10 protein-coding genes are annotated in these 14208 nt (G+C 65.1%); 5 read left to right on the top strand and 5 right to left on the bottom strand.

Going from position 1 to position 14208, the window contains the following annotated elements:
* Positions 1–78: 78 nt before the first annotated feature.
* The gene (gene astB, locus BOH68_RS14510) at positions 79–1425 is read left to right on the top strand and encodes an N-succinylarginine dihydrolase (protein ID WP_077378280.1); all 1347 of its coding nucleotides are present in this window, start codon (positions 79–81) and stop codon (positions 1423–1425) included.
* A gap of 109 nt (positions 1426–1534) precedes the next feature.
* Here the strand turns inward: astB and BOH68_RS14505 are convergent, their stop codons facing one another.
* On the bottom strand, positions 1535–2725 hold the full coding sequence (locus BOH68_RS14505; RefSeq protein WP_077378283.1) for an MFS transporter: 1191 nt from the start codon (positions 2723–2725) through the stop codon (positions 1535–1537).
* A 596-nt stretch (positions 2726–3321) separates the two neighbouring features.
* On the opposite strand from BOH68_RS14505, the gene BOH68_RS14500 reads away from it, so the two are divergent.
* The 4 genes from BOH68_RS14500 (at position 3322) to BOH68_RS14485 (ending at position 8056) form a co-directional block, all read left to right on the top strand.
* The gene (locus BOH68_RS14500) at positions 3322–3915 is read left to right on the top strand and encodes a (2Fe-2S)-binding protein (RefSeq protein WP_103751465.1); all 594 of its coding nucleotides are present in this window, start codon (positions 3322–3324) and stop codon (positions 3913–3915) included.
* Positions 3902–6283, top strand: coding sequence for a xanthine dehydrogenase family protein molybdopterin-binding subunit (locus BOH68_RS14495; protein WP_077378289.1), 2382 nt, complete (start codon positions 3902–3904; stop codon positions 6281–6283). Before BOH68_RS14500 ends, BOH68_RS14495 begins: the two co-directional genes overlap by 14 nt.
* A gap of 103 nt (positions 6284–6386) precedes the next feature.
* Positions 6387–7412, top strand: a complete 1026-nt coding sequence (locus BOH68_RS14490) for an XdhC family protein (protein WP_077378292.1) — start codon at positions 6387–6389, stop codon at positions 7410–7412.
* 8 nt (positions 7413–7420) lie between these two features.
* The gene (locus BOH68_RS14485) at positions 7421–8056 is read left to right on the top strand and encodes a nucleotidyltransferase family protein (RefSeq protein ID WP_077378295.1); all 636 of its coding nucleotides are present in this window, start codon (positions 7421–7423) and stop codon (positions 8054–8056) included.
* 92 nt (positions 8057–8148) lie between these two features.
* On the opposite strand, the gene BOH68_RS14480 is transcribed toward BOH68_RS14485, so the two are convergent.
* The 4 genes from BOH68_RS14480 to BOH68_RS14465 form a co-directional block, all read right to left on the bottom strand.
* Positions 8149–8559 (bottom strand): hypothetical protein, encoded by a 411-nt coding sequence (locus BOH68_RS14480; protein ID WP_077378298.1) that lies wholly within the window; start codon positions 8557–8559, stop codon positions 8149–8151.
* Between the two features lie 130 nt (positions 8560–8689).
* Positions 8690–11827, bottom strand: coding sequence for an efflux RND transporter permease subunit (locus BOH68_RS14475; protein WP_077378301.1), 3138 nt, complete (start codon positions 11825–11827; stop codon positions 8690–8692).
* On the bottom strand, positions 11824–13110 hold the full coding sequence (locus tag BOH68_RS14470; protein ID WP_077378304.1) for an efflux RND transporter periplasmic adaptor subunit: 1287 nt from the start codon (positions 13108–13110) through the stop codon (positions 11824–11826). Before BOH68_RS14470 ends, BOH68_RS14475 begins: the two co-directional genes overlap by 4 nt.
* A gap of 310 nt (positions 13111–13420) precedes the next feature.
* Complete coding sequence (locus BOH68_RS14465; RefSeq protein WP_077378307.1) at positions 13421–14185, bottom strand: transporter substrate-binding domain-containing protein; 765 nt, start codon at positions 14183–14185, stop codon at positions 13421–13423.
* Positions 14186–14208: the final 23 nt, after the last annotated feature.

Below are 14208 nucleotides of genomic sequence, written 5' to 3'. Positions count from 1 at the left end.
GCCGCTTACCCATTGTTGACCACGACGCTCGCCGTGCCTGCTCCCTGAGGTGCCAAGGCGTCGTGGCAGGAGACCTTCATGTCCGATACTCCGTATCAAGAGATCAATTTCGATGGCCTGGTCGGCCCGACCCACAACTACGCCGGTCTGGCGCATGGCAACGTGGCCTCGATGCGTCACGGCGGGCTGGCCTCCAACCCGCGCGAAGCCGCGTTGCAGGGCCTCGACAAGATGAAGTCGCTGGCGGATCTGGGTTATGCACAGGGGATTCTGCTGCCGCAGCAGCGCCCGGACCTTGGCGCACTGCGTGATCTCGGCTTCACCGGCAGCAATGCCCAGGTGTTGAAGGCGGCCAGCGAGCAGGCACCGCAGCTTCTGCGCGCGGTGTGTTCCGCCTCCAGCATGTGGACGGCGAACGCCGCCACCGTCACGCCCTCGCGCGACAGCGGTGATGGCCGCGTGCACTTCACGCCGGCCAACCTGCAATCCAGTTTCCACCGCTACCTGGAGCCCGCGACCACCGGACGCATCCTCGGTGCCATCTTCGCCGACGATGCCCATTTCGCGCATCATCCTGCGCTGCCCGCGACGCCGGCCTTCTCCGATGAAGGTGCGGCCAATCATACGCGGCTGTGTGATGGCCACGGCGGGCCGGGCGTGCATCTCTACGTCTATGGCCGTCAGGCCTTCGGCGGTGACGGCGTCGAACCGCGTCGCTATCCGGCGCGTCAGACACTGGAAGCCAGTCAGGCCGTCGCGCGTCAGCATGGCCTGAGCGAGGATCAGGTGGTGTTCGCCCAGCAGCATCCGGAGGCCATCGATGCCGGTGTCTTCCACAACGATGTCATCGCGGTGGGCAATGGCCCGGTGCTGTTCTATCACGAGCTGGCCTTCCGCGATGAGGAGGCGGTGCTCAACGAAATTCGCGCGAAACTGTCCACACCGCTGATCCCGATCCGCGTGCCGCTGGAAGCCGTCAGCCTCGAGGATGCCGTCTCCTCCTACCTCTTCAACTCGCAGTTGCTCTCCAATGACGATGGCAGCATGACGCTGGTGGTGCCGGGCGAGTGTCAGGAGAACGAGGCGGTATGGAATGCGCTGCAGAATGCGATTCTGGCCGGCCCGAACCCGATCGGGGAAGTGCTGGTCAAGGACGTCAAGCAGAGCATGCGCAATGGCGGTGGCCCGGCCTGCCTGCGTCTGCGCGTGGTACTGAGTGACGCCGAGCGCGCCGCGCTGTCCGGGCGTGTGATGATGACGGATCAGCTGCACGGCGAGCTGGGTGACTGGGTCAAGCGTCACTATCGTGACAGCCTGACGCCGGCGGATCTCGCCGACCCGCAGCTGGCCGAGGAGACACTGGCGGCGCTGGATGAGCTGACGCGGCTGTTGAAGGTCGGCAATGTCTACGCCTTCCAGCGTTGATCGCCTGGCCCGAGCCCATACGACACAGCCCCCATCGGGTTCGCCGATGGGGGCTGTGTCGTTGTGGAGGTGTGGTCTGACATTTGAGAATCAGATGCCGTGGCGCGACTCAGGCCAGTTGTGGCTGCACCATGCGCTTGGGCTCGCGGCGCACCGGCCAGTGCACGAGCGCGGCCAGCAGACCGAAGATGCCGCTGGCGATCCACAGCAGGTCGTAGCTGCCGGTCAGCTGATAGACCACACCACCGCCCCAGGCCCCCAGGAAGGCGCCGACCTGATGCGCGGCCAGCACCATGCCGAACACGAAGGCCTGACGCTTCTGGCCGAAGTAGAGCGCGACGGCCTGGCTGGTCAGTGGCACCGTCGACAGCCACAGCACGCCCATGATCGCGCCGAAGGCGTAGAGCAGCATGCTGCTGGGCGGGATGACCACCATCGCCATCACTAGTGCGGCGCGGCACAGATAGATCAGCATCAACAGCTGCGGCGGGTGACGGCGGCCGCCCCAGGCACCGAACAGGATGGTGCCGGCGATATTGAGCGCGCCGATGATCGCCAGCGTGTTGCCGGCCACGTTCAGGGGCAGACCGCAGGCGACCACGAAATTGGGCAGGTGGGTGGCGATGAAGGCGACGTGCACGCCGCAGACGAAGAAGCCGCCGGCCAGCGCCAGAAAGCGCCGGTCCTGCAGCAGCGGGCCCTGGCTCGGGACATCCTCTGCCTGTGTTTCACTGCCGGCCGGCGGGCGACGCAGCAAGGGCAGGGCCATGGGAATCAGCAGCAGACAGCTGGCGCCGAGCGCCAGCATGGCGATCTTCCAGTCGATCAGCACCAGCATCGGGGTCGCGACCGAGTAGACTAGCTGCCCGAAGGAGCCGCCGGCCGAGGCGATGCCCAGGCCGATGCCACGATGCTGGAGGGGAACCACGCGCGTGACGGCGGCCAGCACCAGCGGGAAGGTGGTCGCCCCGATACCGATGCCGGCCAGCACGCCGGCGCCCAGCATCCACACCGTCGGAGTCGGCCAGAGGGCGGTGACGCCCATGCCGACCGCATAGCACAGGCTGCCGACCAGGAAGACGCTGAGCGTGCCGAAGCGATCCGACAGCTTGCTGGCGATGGGCGCGGCCAGCCCGAAGACCAGATTCTGGATGGCGAGGGCAAATGACAGGCTGCCCATGCCCCAGGCAAGCTCGCTGGCCATCGGTGGCAGCATGAAGCCCATCGCCTGGCGCGCGCCGGTATTGATGGCGAGTATCAGCGCTGCCAGCGCGATCGCCGCCTTCCAGTTGAGTTGCATGTCAGATCCTCATGCCGGGAATCGTTATTGTCGTTGTTCTTGCAGTTCTTGCAGTTCTTGCAGTTCTTGCGGTCCCTGCGCCCGGTGCTGGCCATGGGCGGAACATCCTCCATGAGGACTCTCGCTACATTTCACTTTATTCTCATAAAAGTACAGATGCCGGATACGCCACTGTCAGACGCGTCTGCGACACTCTCGTCCATACCAGGCAGTCACATGGCTTCGCGGGAGTCCTCGCTCCGGTGCGCCGCCATCATTCTCGACCGCTACCGGCCCAGTCCCGAGGCGGACCGATGTCATGCAAACATCTGCCGATGACAAGGCGTGAAACGCTATACTGTGTGGCATGCGAGACAGCATCTGCATGGCCATGATGAGCCCAGTGACATCACACTGTTTCCTTTTTGGCACCGTGGTGCCGAATCGTGACCTGTAGAATTCACCGATTCGAATCGTGCCAGGCCTCAAAGCCTGGGGTCGGTCCCTGACGCCGAACCCACGCCACGTCAGTCAGATGACGCCATGGCTGGCCGCGACACCCTGCACGCGTTGTCCGAACCCTGTCCCCCTGCTTCATGCTCCTGAGGAGAAGCCCCTTGGCCAACTTCACTCTGAACGGCAAGGCCGTCAGTCTCGAGGTCGATCCGCAAACCCCGTTGCTTTGGGTGCTGCGTGAACACCTGGGCCTGACCGGTACCAAGTTCGGTTGCGGAATCGCCCAGTGCGGCGCCTGCACCGTGCACCTGAACGGCACCGCGGCGCGCACCTGTGTCCTGCCGGTACTGGCCGCCGAGGGTGGTGACATCGTCACCATCGAGGGGCTGGCCGAGAACGATGACCACCCGCTACAGCAAGCCTGGGTCGAGGAGCAGGTGCCGCAGTGCGGTTACTGCCAGTCCGGCCAGATCATGCAGGCCGCTGACTTCCTCAAGCACACACCGAACCCCACCGATGAGCAGGTCACTGCCGCCATGGCGGGCAACCTGTGTCGTTGCATGGCGTACGTGCGTATCCATCGTGCGGTGAAGCGTGCCGCCGCGATCGCCAGTGAGCGCGACACGGCGCAGGTGATGGGCCAGCAGACCGAGGCCACCGCCGCGACTGCCGGTGTCGGCACATTCGATCCGCGTGCCACGGCAGATGCCGTGAGCCATTCTGCTGCCGAGGAGACATCTCATGGCAAGGTTTGAAGATACGCTGGGCCGGCATCAGCGCGCTCAGGCAGCCACTTGTCACCCCTCGAGCCAGCACGGCATCACGCGGCGTGGTTTTTTGATCGGCAGTGTCGCGGGTTCCGCGATGCTGGCGTTCGGGGTCTCCGGCGCAGCCCTGGCTAGCGGCGCCGATGACGGCCGCTCTGCCAGCGAGACGCTGTCCGCCGGCGCCTTCGAGCCGACCATGTGGTATGCCATCGGCACTGACGGCACCATCACCATCCATATCACCAAGGCCGAGATGGGACAGCACGTCGCCACCAGCCTGGCGCGTCTGGTCATCGAGGAGCTCGAGGCCGATCTGGCCTCCGTCGAGATCGTCTACGTCGACAGCGATCCCAAGTGGGGCTACATGATCACCGGCGGCAGCTGGTCGGTGAATCACAGCTACCAGCCGCTGTCGCAGGCGGGGGCTGCCGGGCGTATCGCGTTGATCGAAGCGGGCGCCAGACAGATGGGCGTGTCCGTCGAGAGCTGCAAGGCGCGCAAGGGCCGTGTCATCAGTGGCGATCAGTCACTGGGCTATGGCGAGATCGTCGCGGCAGGCCTTGAGCGCAGCTTCACGGAAGATGAGCTGGCGGCCATCGAGCTCAAGCCGGCCTCCGAGCGCCGCGTGCTCGGCACCAAGGGCAATGCGCTGGACGTGCCGGCCAAGACCAACGGTCAGGCGGTCTACGGCATCGATTACACCCTGCCTGCCGAGGTGGAAGCCCGTGTCGGCAAGACGCTGCATGCGCGCCCGGTGTTGCCGCCGAGTCGCTTCGGCTGCAAGGTCACGGCCGTGGATGACAGCGAAGCCCAGAAGGTCATCGGCTATCGCCAGACCATTGAGCTCAAGGATCCGTCCGGCATGTGTCAGGGGTGGCTTGCGGTCATCGCCGACAACTTCTCGGCGGCCATGCGTGCCACCGACCTGCTCAAGGTGGAATGGAGCAAGGGCGACAGCTATCACGTCGATGAGGCGGCGATCCAGGCAGAAGGCCAGCGACTGGTCAGCGCCCCGAGTCGTGACAATGGCTCGCTGATGGTGGATCAGGGTGACCCTTCCGCGCTGATCGAAGGTGCGGCGACCACGGTGGAGTCCACCTTCACCACCTCAAGCGTGCTGCACTTCACTCTGGAGCCGGCCAATGCACTGGCCTATGAGGAGGAGGGGCATTGGCATGTCCACTGTGGCAACCAGCAGCAGTCATTGCTGATTCCCCTCGTCGCCAAGGCGCTGGACGTCGGGGATGGCAAGATCACTCACCACCAGCTGTATCTGGGCGGTGGCTTCGGGCGTCGTCTCCACGGTGACTACGCCGTGCCGGCGGCACTGGCGGCCAAGGCCGTGGGACGTCCGGTCAAGATGATCTTCACGCGCCCGGACGATAGCCGTTTCGATTGCGTGCGCTCGCCCTCGGTGCAGCGTGTGCGTTCCGGTCTGGATGCCGATGGCCGTGTCGTGGCCTCCGAGCACGCCGCCGCGGCAGGCTGGCCGACTGCCGCGCTGATGCCGAGCTTCCTCGCCGAAGCCGTGGAAGGCGGTGGCAAGCTGGATTCCTTCTCCATCAGTGGCGCGGACCACTGGTACAACGTCGGCACCCAGCGTGTCTGGGCGCAGCAGAACGAGGTCGCTCATGAGGCCTTCGTGCCGGGGTATCTGCGCTCCGTCGCACCGGGCTGGACGCTATGGGCGGTCGAGCAGCACATCGATGAGCTGGCGCAGGCAGCCGAGCAGGATCCGGCCGAATTCCGCCTCTCGCTGCTGGACGCCGAAGGCCGCAATGCCGGCAAGGCGCCGGTCAGCACGGGCGGGGCGGAACGTCTGCGCAACGTGCTCACGCGCGTGATGGAGAAGTCCGGTTGGAGCGAGCGTGACAGCCTGCCGGAAGATACCGGCATGGGCGTGGCGCTGAGCTTCGGTCAGGAACGCAGCATGCCGACCTGGGTGGCCTGCGTGGCACGGGTCAAGGTCGATCGCGCCACTGGCGAGGTCAAGATCGAGAAGCTGACCAGTGTCGTCGATGCCGGTACCCTCGCACACCCGGATGGCGCCATGGCGCAGCTGGAGGGCTCGCTTTTGTGGGGCGTCTCGATGGCGCTGCACGAAGGCACCGAATACCGCGAGGGTGGCCCGGTGGCGCAGAATCTGGGCGCCTACCAGCCGCTGCGCATGCATCAGGTGCCGCAGATGGATCTCGAGTTCGTTGACAGTACCGAGATGCCTGTCGGTCTTGGCGAGCCGGGTACCACGGTGGTCGCACCGGCGGTGGCCAATGCCATCCATCATGCCGTAGGCGTTCGCCTGCGTGATCTGCCGATGCGCCCGGCGGCGCTCAAGGCCGCGCTCAGCGAGGCCTGATCCTCACCGATGAATGCGTCTGATACCCGCCACTCCGGCATGCCCGGGTGGCGGGTTTCGTGTCTTCTGGCTGGGAGCCGGCTTCCGATATGAGAGATTTTTGATGCAACATCTTGATCTTGAAGTGATCTGTCAGGCGATCGACTGGCTGGCGCCGTCAGATGGCACGCGGCCTGACAGCCCGATCTGGCTGTGTACGGTGCTGTCCACCTTCGGCTCCTCACCGCGTGAGCCGGGTGCCTGGCTGGTGGCGCGTGCCGATGGCCAGCATCGTGGCTCGTTGTCCGGTGGCTGTGTCGAGGAGGACTTCCTGGCGCGCCTGGCGGGAGGCGAATTCACCGCGAGCGCCCAGGTGATCCGCTATGGCGAGGGCGGCCATCAGGGCGCGGGGATCGCCTTGCCGTGCGGTGGCTTGCTGGACGTGCTGGTCGAGCGCTTCACGGCCAGCGAGGCGGACATCGCGCATCTCAAGGCACTGCGCGAGGCACTCGAGGGTCAGACGCCGCGTCTGCGTCAGGTCATGCTGGCGGGGGATGGGGCGCGTGCGCTTCAGCAGGACAGCGGGCTGGGGGAGCGGGTCGAGCCACTCAAGGGCCATGAGGGCGAGGCGTACGGCTATCAGCTCAGGGTCGGGCCGGTGGCGCGTCTGCTCTTGGCGGGACTCTCGCCGGTGGCGGAAGCCTGCGCTGCCTTCGCCGTCAGCCTCGGCTTCGAGGTGATCATCTGCGAGCCACGCGAGGAAGTGCTGGCGGACTGGGATGCCCGCAAGACGCCGCTCGCCGGTGTCACCCTGCGTCGTGAGCTGCCCTCGCGCTTCATCGCGGCGGGGGGCTGCCATGCCGCCACTGCCGTGGTGGCGCTGACCCATGATCCACGCATTGATGATCTCGCGATGATCGAGGCGGTACGCCAGCCCGCGTTCTACATTGGCGTGATGGGCTCGCAGCGTACCTCTCAGGCGCGCGCCGAGCGGCTGGCACGCAGCGGTGGGCTCAGCGCCGAGGAGATTGCGCGTATCGTGATGCCGATCGGGCTGAATCTGGGCAGCAAGACACCGGCCGAGATCGCGCTGGCGGTGATGGCCGATATCGTGCGCATCCGGCGTGGGCGCGCTCGGGAAAGTCTGTGAGACCCGACATGAGTGAGACGATCATTCTGGTGATGGCGGCCGGTCAGAGTCGCCGTTTTGGCAGTGACAAGCGTCAGGCTTGTCTGGCGGATGGCCAGACACTGTTGATGGCGACGCTTTCGCAGGTCATGTCCTGTGAGGTGGACTGGCGTCTGCTGTTGCGTGAGGACGATGATCCCGCCGCACTGCTGGGAGATGACTTCGCGCGTGAGCATGCCCGGCGAATCTGGCGTGCGCCGCAGGCGGGCAACGGCCTCGGCGCCAGTCTCGGCGATGCCTTCCGTCAGCTGAGTGAGGACGCCACCCTGGCGCATGTGCAGGTGGCGGCGGTATGGCTGGCGGACATGGCGCGGATCACGCCGCAGACCTTTCACGCCTTGCACCGTGAGGCGAGTGCGGAGCATGTGGTGCGGCCGGTACTGACAGGCGAGAAGGGCAGGCCCGGGCATCCGGTGCTGTTCGGGCGGACGCTATGGCGTGAGCTGGCAGCGCTTGAGGGCGGTGAGGGTGCGCGGGAAGTGATCCTTCGACATCGTGATGCCTTGCGTGAGGTGGTCGTCAGCGATGCCGGCATTCTCGACGATATCGATACACCGGCGATGCTGGCGGAAAGGCGGCGAAGTCTCCCACCCCCAAATGCCTGAGCAAGCGTTGGGCGGCAAGCCATCGCGCCAGACACAAGGACGCCCCGTCACCTTCAGGTGACGGGGCGTCCTTGTGTCTGCTCATCCGCATTCTACAGCGTGCGCACGTCCAGCAGCTTGATGCGCTGGATGCGTGGCTCACCCCAGCTCAGATCCAGCACCCACTCGGCATCGAAATGCGTGTGCAGCACGCTGCCGTCGTGATGCGCGGCGCGGTGCTCGCCGCCCATGCGCAGGGTGGCCGTGTCGAGACTCTCGCGTCGGGCACGTACCCAGCCCAGTGCATGACTGTTGATCAGCAGATCATCACGGCGCTGTTCCCAATTGGTCAGGAATTCGCTGCCAGTGAGCGTCTCATCCAGCAGCTGGATCACGGCATCGTCTCCCAGCAGCTCGGCCAGCTCGAGGGACGGCGCCAGGCGGTTGAGCAGAGAGAACCAGCGATGCGCGAAGTTCTCGAGTTCAGCCTCAAGGGCCAGATCATTGAAGGTATCGGCGTACATGCTACCCGCTCCCGAGTATTGAACAATGTAGGTTCGGCGGTGTGCCGAGACGATGCGGCGAGGCAAGCCAGTGCGGCGAATCATCTCGCGTCGCCGCACTGGCGGTGTGGTCCGTGAAGCCCCGGCTTCTCTAGGTACGCTTCTCGACCATCCTGCGGATGCCGACATAGAACAGTGGCGTCAGCAACAGGCCGAACACGGTGACGCCGATCATGCCGGAGAACACCGCCACGCCCATCGCCTGGCGCATCTCGCTGCCGGCACCGGTGGCCAGTACCAGCGGCACCACGCCGGCGGTGAAGGCCACCGAGGTCATCAGGATGGGCCGCAGCCGCAGGCGACAGGCCGTCAGCACGGCATCCAGGCGACTCTGACCTTCATGCTGCTGCTCACGGGCGAACTCGACCAGCAGGATGGCGTTCTTGCAGGCCAGCGCCACCAGCACGATCAACCCGATCCGCGTGAAGATGTTGTTGTCGCCTCCCGTCAGCCACACGCCAGCCAGTGCCGACAGCAGCGTCATCGGCACGATCAGGATGATCGCCAGCGGCAGCGACCAGCTCTCGTACTGGGCAGCCAGCACCAGGAACACCAGCAGCACCACCAGCGGGAAGATATAGATCATGGTGTTGCCGGCCAGCACCTGCTGGTAGGTCACCTCCGTCCACTCGTAGCCGATGCCCTGGGGTAGATTGGCTGCCAGCACTTCCTCGATGGCGGCCTTGGCCTGATCACTGGAGACACCCGGTGCCGGCGAGCCGTTGATGTCGGCGCTGACATAGGTGTTGTAGTGCATCACGCGGTCCGGCCCGGTGGTCGGCGTCACCTTGACGAAGCTGCCCAGCGGAATCATGCGCCCGTTGTCGCTGCGCACCTTGAGATTGCGGATGTCATCCGGGTCGAGACGCGCTGACTGCTCGGCCTGGGCGCGTACCTGATAGGTACGCCCGAAGCGGTTGAAGTCATTGACGTACAGCGAGCCCATGTAGATCTGCAGGGTCTCGAAGGCGCGTTCCACCGGGACGCCCATGATCATCGCCTGCTCGCGGTCCACATCGATGTCGTACTGCGGCACCTGGATGCGGAAGCTGGAATAGACGCTGCTCAGGCGCGGGTCGGCATTGCCCTTGGCGGTGATGGTCTGCACGGCGGCGAACAGCTGATCGAAGCCCTGGTTGCCGCGGTCCTGCAGCTGCAACTTGAAGCCGCCCGTGGTCCCCAGACCCAGAATCGGCGGCGGCGGGAAGACGGCGACGAAGGCTTCGTCGATGCCGGCAAACTTGCGGTTGAGCTCGGCGGCGATCGCCTGGCCGGAGAGCTGGGGCGACTGGCGATCCTCGAAGTCATCCAGCGGCGTGAACAGGATGCCGGAATTGGAGGCATTGACGAAGCCGTTCACCGACAGCCCCGGGAAGGCCACGGTATGGGCGACCCCCGGTGTCTCGAGTGCCAGCTTCTGCATCTCGTTGATGACCTCGGTGGTGCGATCAAGGCTTGCCGCGTCCGGCAGCTGAGCCATCGCGACCAGATACTGCTTGTCCTGTCCCGGGATGAAGCCGCCGGGCACGCTGTCGAACAGCTTGCCGGTGGCGCCGAGCAGGGCCAGATAGATCACGCCGACGATGACACCGAAGCGCAGCAGCTTCTTGATCAGGCCGGTGTAGCCGTTGGACATGGCATTGAAGGCCCGGTTGAACGGCGCGAACAGCCAGCGTCCGAACAGGCCATCGATGAGGCGTGTCAGCCAGTCCGGCTTGGCACCGTGCGGCTTGAGCAGCAGGGCCGAGAGCGCCGGCGACAGGGTCAGTGAGTTGAAGGCCGAGATCAGCGTCGAGATGGTGATGGTCAGCGCGAACTGCTTGTAGAACTGGCCGCTCAGGCCGCTGATGAAGGCGGTGGGCACGAAGACCGCCGTCAGCACCAGCGCGATGGCGATGATCGGGCCGGTCACCTCGCGCATGGCGATCTGGGTCGCTTCGATGGGGGAGTGGCCCAGCTCGATGTTTCGCTCGACATTCTCCACCACCACGATGGCGTCATCGACCACGATACCGATGGCCAGTACCAGTCCGAACAGCGACAGCGTATTGATCGAGACACCCATCAGCTGCATGACCGCGAAGGTGCCGATCAGCGAGACCGGCACCGCGATCAGCGGGATGATCGAGGCGCGCCAGGTCTGCAGGAACAGGATCACCACGATCACGACCAGCAGGATGGCCTCGAACAGGGTGTCGATGACCGCCTCGATGGAGCCGCGCACGAAGACGGTGGGGTCGTAGACGATGTCGTAGCTGACGCCATCGGGGAAGGCATCGGACATCTCGCTCATGCGCTCGCGGACCGCATCCGACAGCGCGATGGCATTCGAACCGGGGCGCTGGAAGATCGGCATCGCCACCGCATCCTTGCCGTCGAGTTGCGCGCGCAGCGAGTAGCTGTCGGCACCCAGTTCGACACGTGCGACATCCTTCAGGCGCGTCAGGCGGCCATCCTCATCGACACGGATGACGATGTTCTCGAATTCCTGCGTGCTCTCGAGACGTCCGCGCACATTGAGCAGGCGCTGGAACTGGTTGTCATCCGGGGCGGGCTGGGCACCGACGGAACCGGCGGCGACCTGCTGGTTCTGGGCGCGCAGCGCACTAATCACGTCACCGGCAGACAGTCCACGCGCCGCCACGGCGTCCGGGTCCAGCCATACACGCATGGAATACTCGCCAGCACCGAACAGGCGCACGTCACCGACGCCGTCGAGACGGGCGAGGTTGTCCTTGAGATTCAGGCGCGCGTAGTTGGATAGCCACAGCTGGTCATAGCGGCCATCCGGAGAGGTCAGGTGGACCACCATCGTCAGGTTGGGCGAGGCCTTCTCGGTGGTGATGCCAAGCTGCTGCACCTCCTGCGGCAGGCGTGGCGTGGCACGTGCCACACGGTTCTGCACCTGCACCTGGGCCTTGTCCAGATCGGTACCCAGTGCAAAGGTCGCGGTCAGGGTCAGGTTACCGTCGGAGGTCGCCTGGGAGTCCATGTACAGCATGCCTTCGACGCCGGTGATTTCCTGCTCCAGCGGCGTGGCGACGGTCGAACCGATGACTTCCGGGTTGGCGCCCGGGTAGTTGGCGCGCACCACCACGGTAGGTGGCACGACTTCTGGATACTCGGAGATGGGCAGCTGGAACAGTGACAGCAGCCCCGAGATGACGATCAGGATCGACAGCACCGCGGCGAAGACCGGGCGCTTGATGAAGAAGCTGGAGACGTTCACGTACGGCCTCCTGCTGCCTGGCGGTCGGCCTCGGCCAGCGCCGCGGCATCCTGATCTTTGTCGTGCGACGGCTGATCCTTCTGGTGTTGCGTCAGGCGAGCGACACGCTCGGCGAGGGCCTTGAGGGCACCATTGTCGGACATCTCAACCAGCTTGGGCGTGATCGGCATGCCCGGGCCTGCCTTGGCGGGGCCGGCGGCCAGCACGCGATCACCGGCGGCCAGGCCATCGGTGACGGCACGCAGCGGGCCAAAGCGCGGGCCAGTGGTGATGCCACGGTAGGCGAGGGTGTCATCTTCGCCGATCACCAGCACGAACTGACGATCCAGATCGGTGCCGATGGCACGCTCCGGGATCAGCACGGCGTCGCGAATCTCGGGGGAGGCGATGCGCAGGCGCGCAAAGGCGCCCGGCCGCAGGGCAGGGTCCTCTGCGGTGAAGGTGGCGCCAATGCGCAGGGTACCGGTATCGATATCGACGCTGTTGTCGATGAAGTCGAGCTCGCCCTGGAACGGGAAGTCCTGCTGGCCTGCCAGCTGCAGTTCCACCGGCAGATGATCCTCGGCGGAGACGTCGGCAAAGTCCTGATTCCAGGTCAGCTCGCTGATGTCGATATAGGCGTCCAGCTGGCGGGTTTCCACCAGGGTGGTCAACACGCTCTGACCGGCTTGAACGGTATTGCCGCGCGTGATGCGGGCATTGGACAGTCGGCCATCGATCGGGGCACGCACCGTGGCGTAGTCGAGATCCAGACGGGCGCGCTCGAGCTGGGCGATGGCGGCCTTGAGCTGGGCGTTGAGACCGGAGACGCTGGTGCTGCGTGAATCGGCTTCCTCGCGGGAGATCAGGTTGCGCTTGACCAGGCTGGCCGCGCGTCCGGATTCACTGCGGGCGTTGGCCAGTTCTGCCTTGACGCGAGCCACCTCGGCTTCCAGACGATCAACCTCGGCCTTGAAGGGGCGCTGATCGAGGCGGGCCAGCGGGGTGCCGGCGCTCACCTGACTGCCTTCGGTGAACAGGACCTCTTCGATTTCACCGCTCACGCGCGGGCGCAGCTGTACGCTCTGCGGAGATTCCAGGCGGGTGGTGTAAGTGTGCCAGGCCGCGACCGGCTGAGCCTTGGCCGCGACGACTTCCATCGTGGGAGGTGTCGGCTGGGCGCCAGCGGCAGCCTCGTCATCGCCTTCACTGCAGGCGCTGAGCGCAAGGAGACCGCCAAGGGTCAACAGCAGGGAAGAGGCGATACGAGAAAGGCGCGCCGGACGTGAAGGATGTCTCGACATGGGGGAGCTACCGTTGCAGGAGTGGGATGCTGGGCATCCTAGAGAGGCCGGGCAGACGGGATAAGCCCTCTCAGCCACACTGCTTTGGTTCTCAATTTGCACCAATTGTGCAAGGGGACGCGATGACTTGGCATCTGGCTCAGGCGTGGCGGGGGCTTGCTCTCATTCCCCGGCGGCGCTGATGAAGGGGCTGGGTCGGGAATGACCCTGTCTCAACGTAAAAGTCCCGCGGCAGATGCCAGCGGGACGTGTTGTCTTGCGTGTCACTTGCGCCTGTCAGTTCGCGCGCGTCATGACATGGGAGGCGATCTTACTTCTTCTCGCCGAAGTACTTGGTGTGGATGGTGTCGTAGGTACCATCGGCCTTCAGTTCCGCCAGTGCGCCGTTGATCTGCTCGGCCAGGTCCTTGTCACGCTTGCGCATGGCGATACCGAAGCCGTCGCCGAAGTATTTCTTGGGCTCGGTGACCACTTCCCCCACGGCCTTGTAGTTGCCGTTGCCGCCATCGATGAGGGTGGACTTGCCGACCGGGAAGTCGAGGAAGGCGATGTCGAGGCGACCCGCATCCATGTCCAGCACCAGGTCATCGGCGGTGGTGTAGCGCTTGACCTCGGCATTCTTGGCGTAGAGATCCGTGACGTAGTTGTCCTGCAGGGTGCCGCGCTGCACGCCGATGGCCTTGCCCGCCAGGGCCTCGGTGGAGGTGGCGCTCAACGCGCTGTCGGACGGCGCGAACCAGGCAGACGGCGGCGTGATGTAGGTGTCGGAGAACAGCACCTTCTCACGGCGTTCTTCGTTGATGGTCATCGAGGACATGATGGCGTCGTACTTGCGTGCCATCAGGCCGGGGATGATGCCGTCCCATGCCTGGATGACCCACTCGCAGTCGCGGTTGATCTTCGCGCAGATGGCATTGCCCAGCTCGATGTCGAAGCCGGTCAGCTCGCCGTCCGGTGTCTTGTATTCCATCGGCTCATAAGGCACATCGACGCCGATGCGCAGTGTCTCGGCGGCCTGTGCGCCACCGGCCATCAGTGCTGCACCCAGCAGGGAAATTCCCAGAAGCTTCTTCATGTCGTTCCCGTTCCTCGTTGTTG

The sequence above is a fragment of the Cobetia sp. MM1IDA2H-1 genome, from assembly GCF_002916775.2.
Taxonomy (GTDB): Bacteria; Pseudomonadota; Gammaproteobacteria; order Pseudomonadales; family Halomonadaceae; genus Cobetia; species Cobetia marina.
The sequence above is the reverse complement of the archived record's forward strand: the minus strand, read 5'-3'. Positions and strand labels throughout refer to the sequence as shown.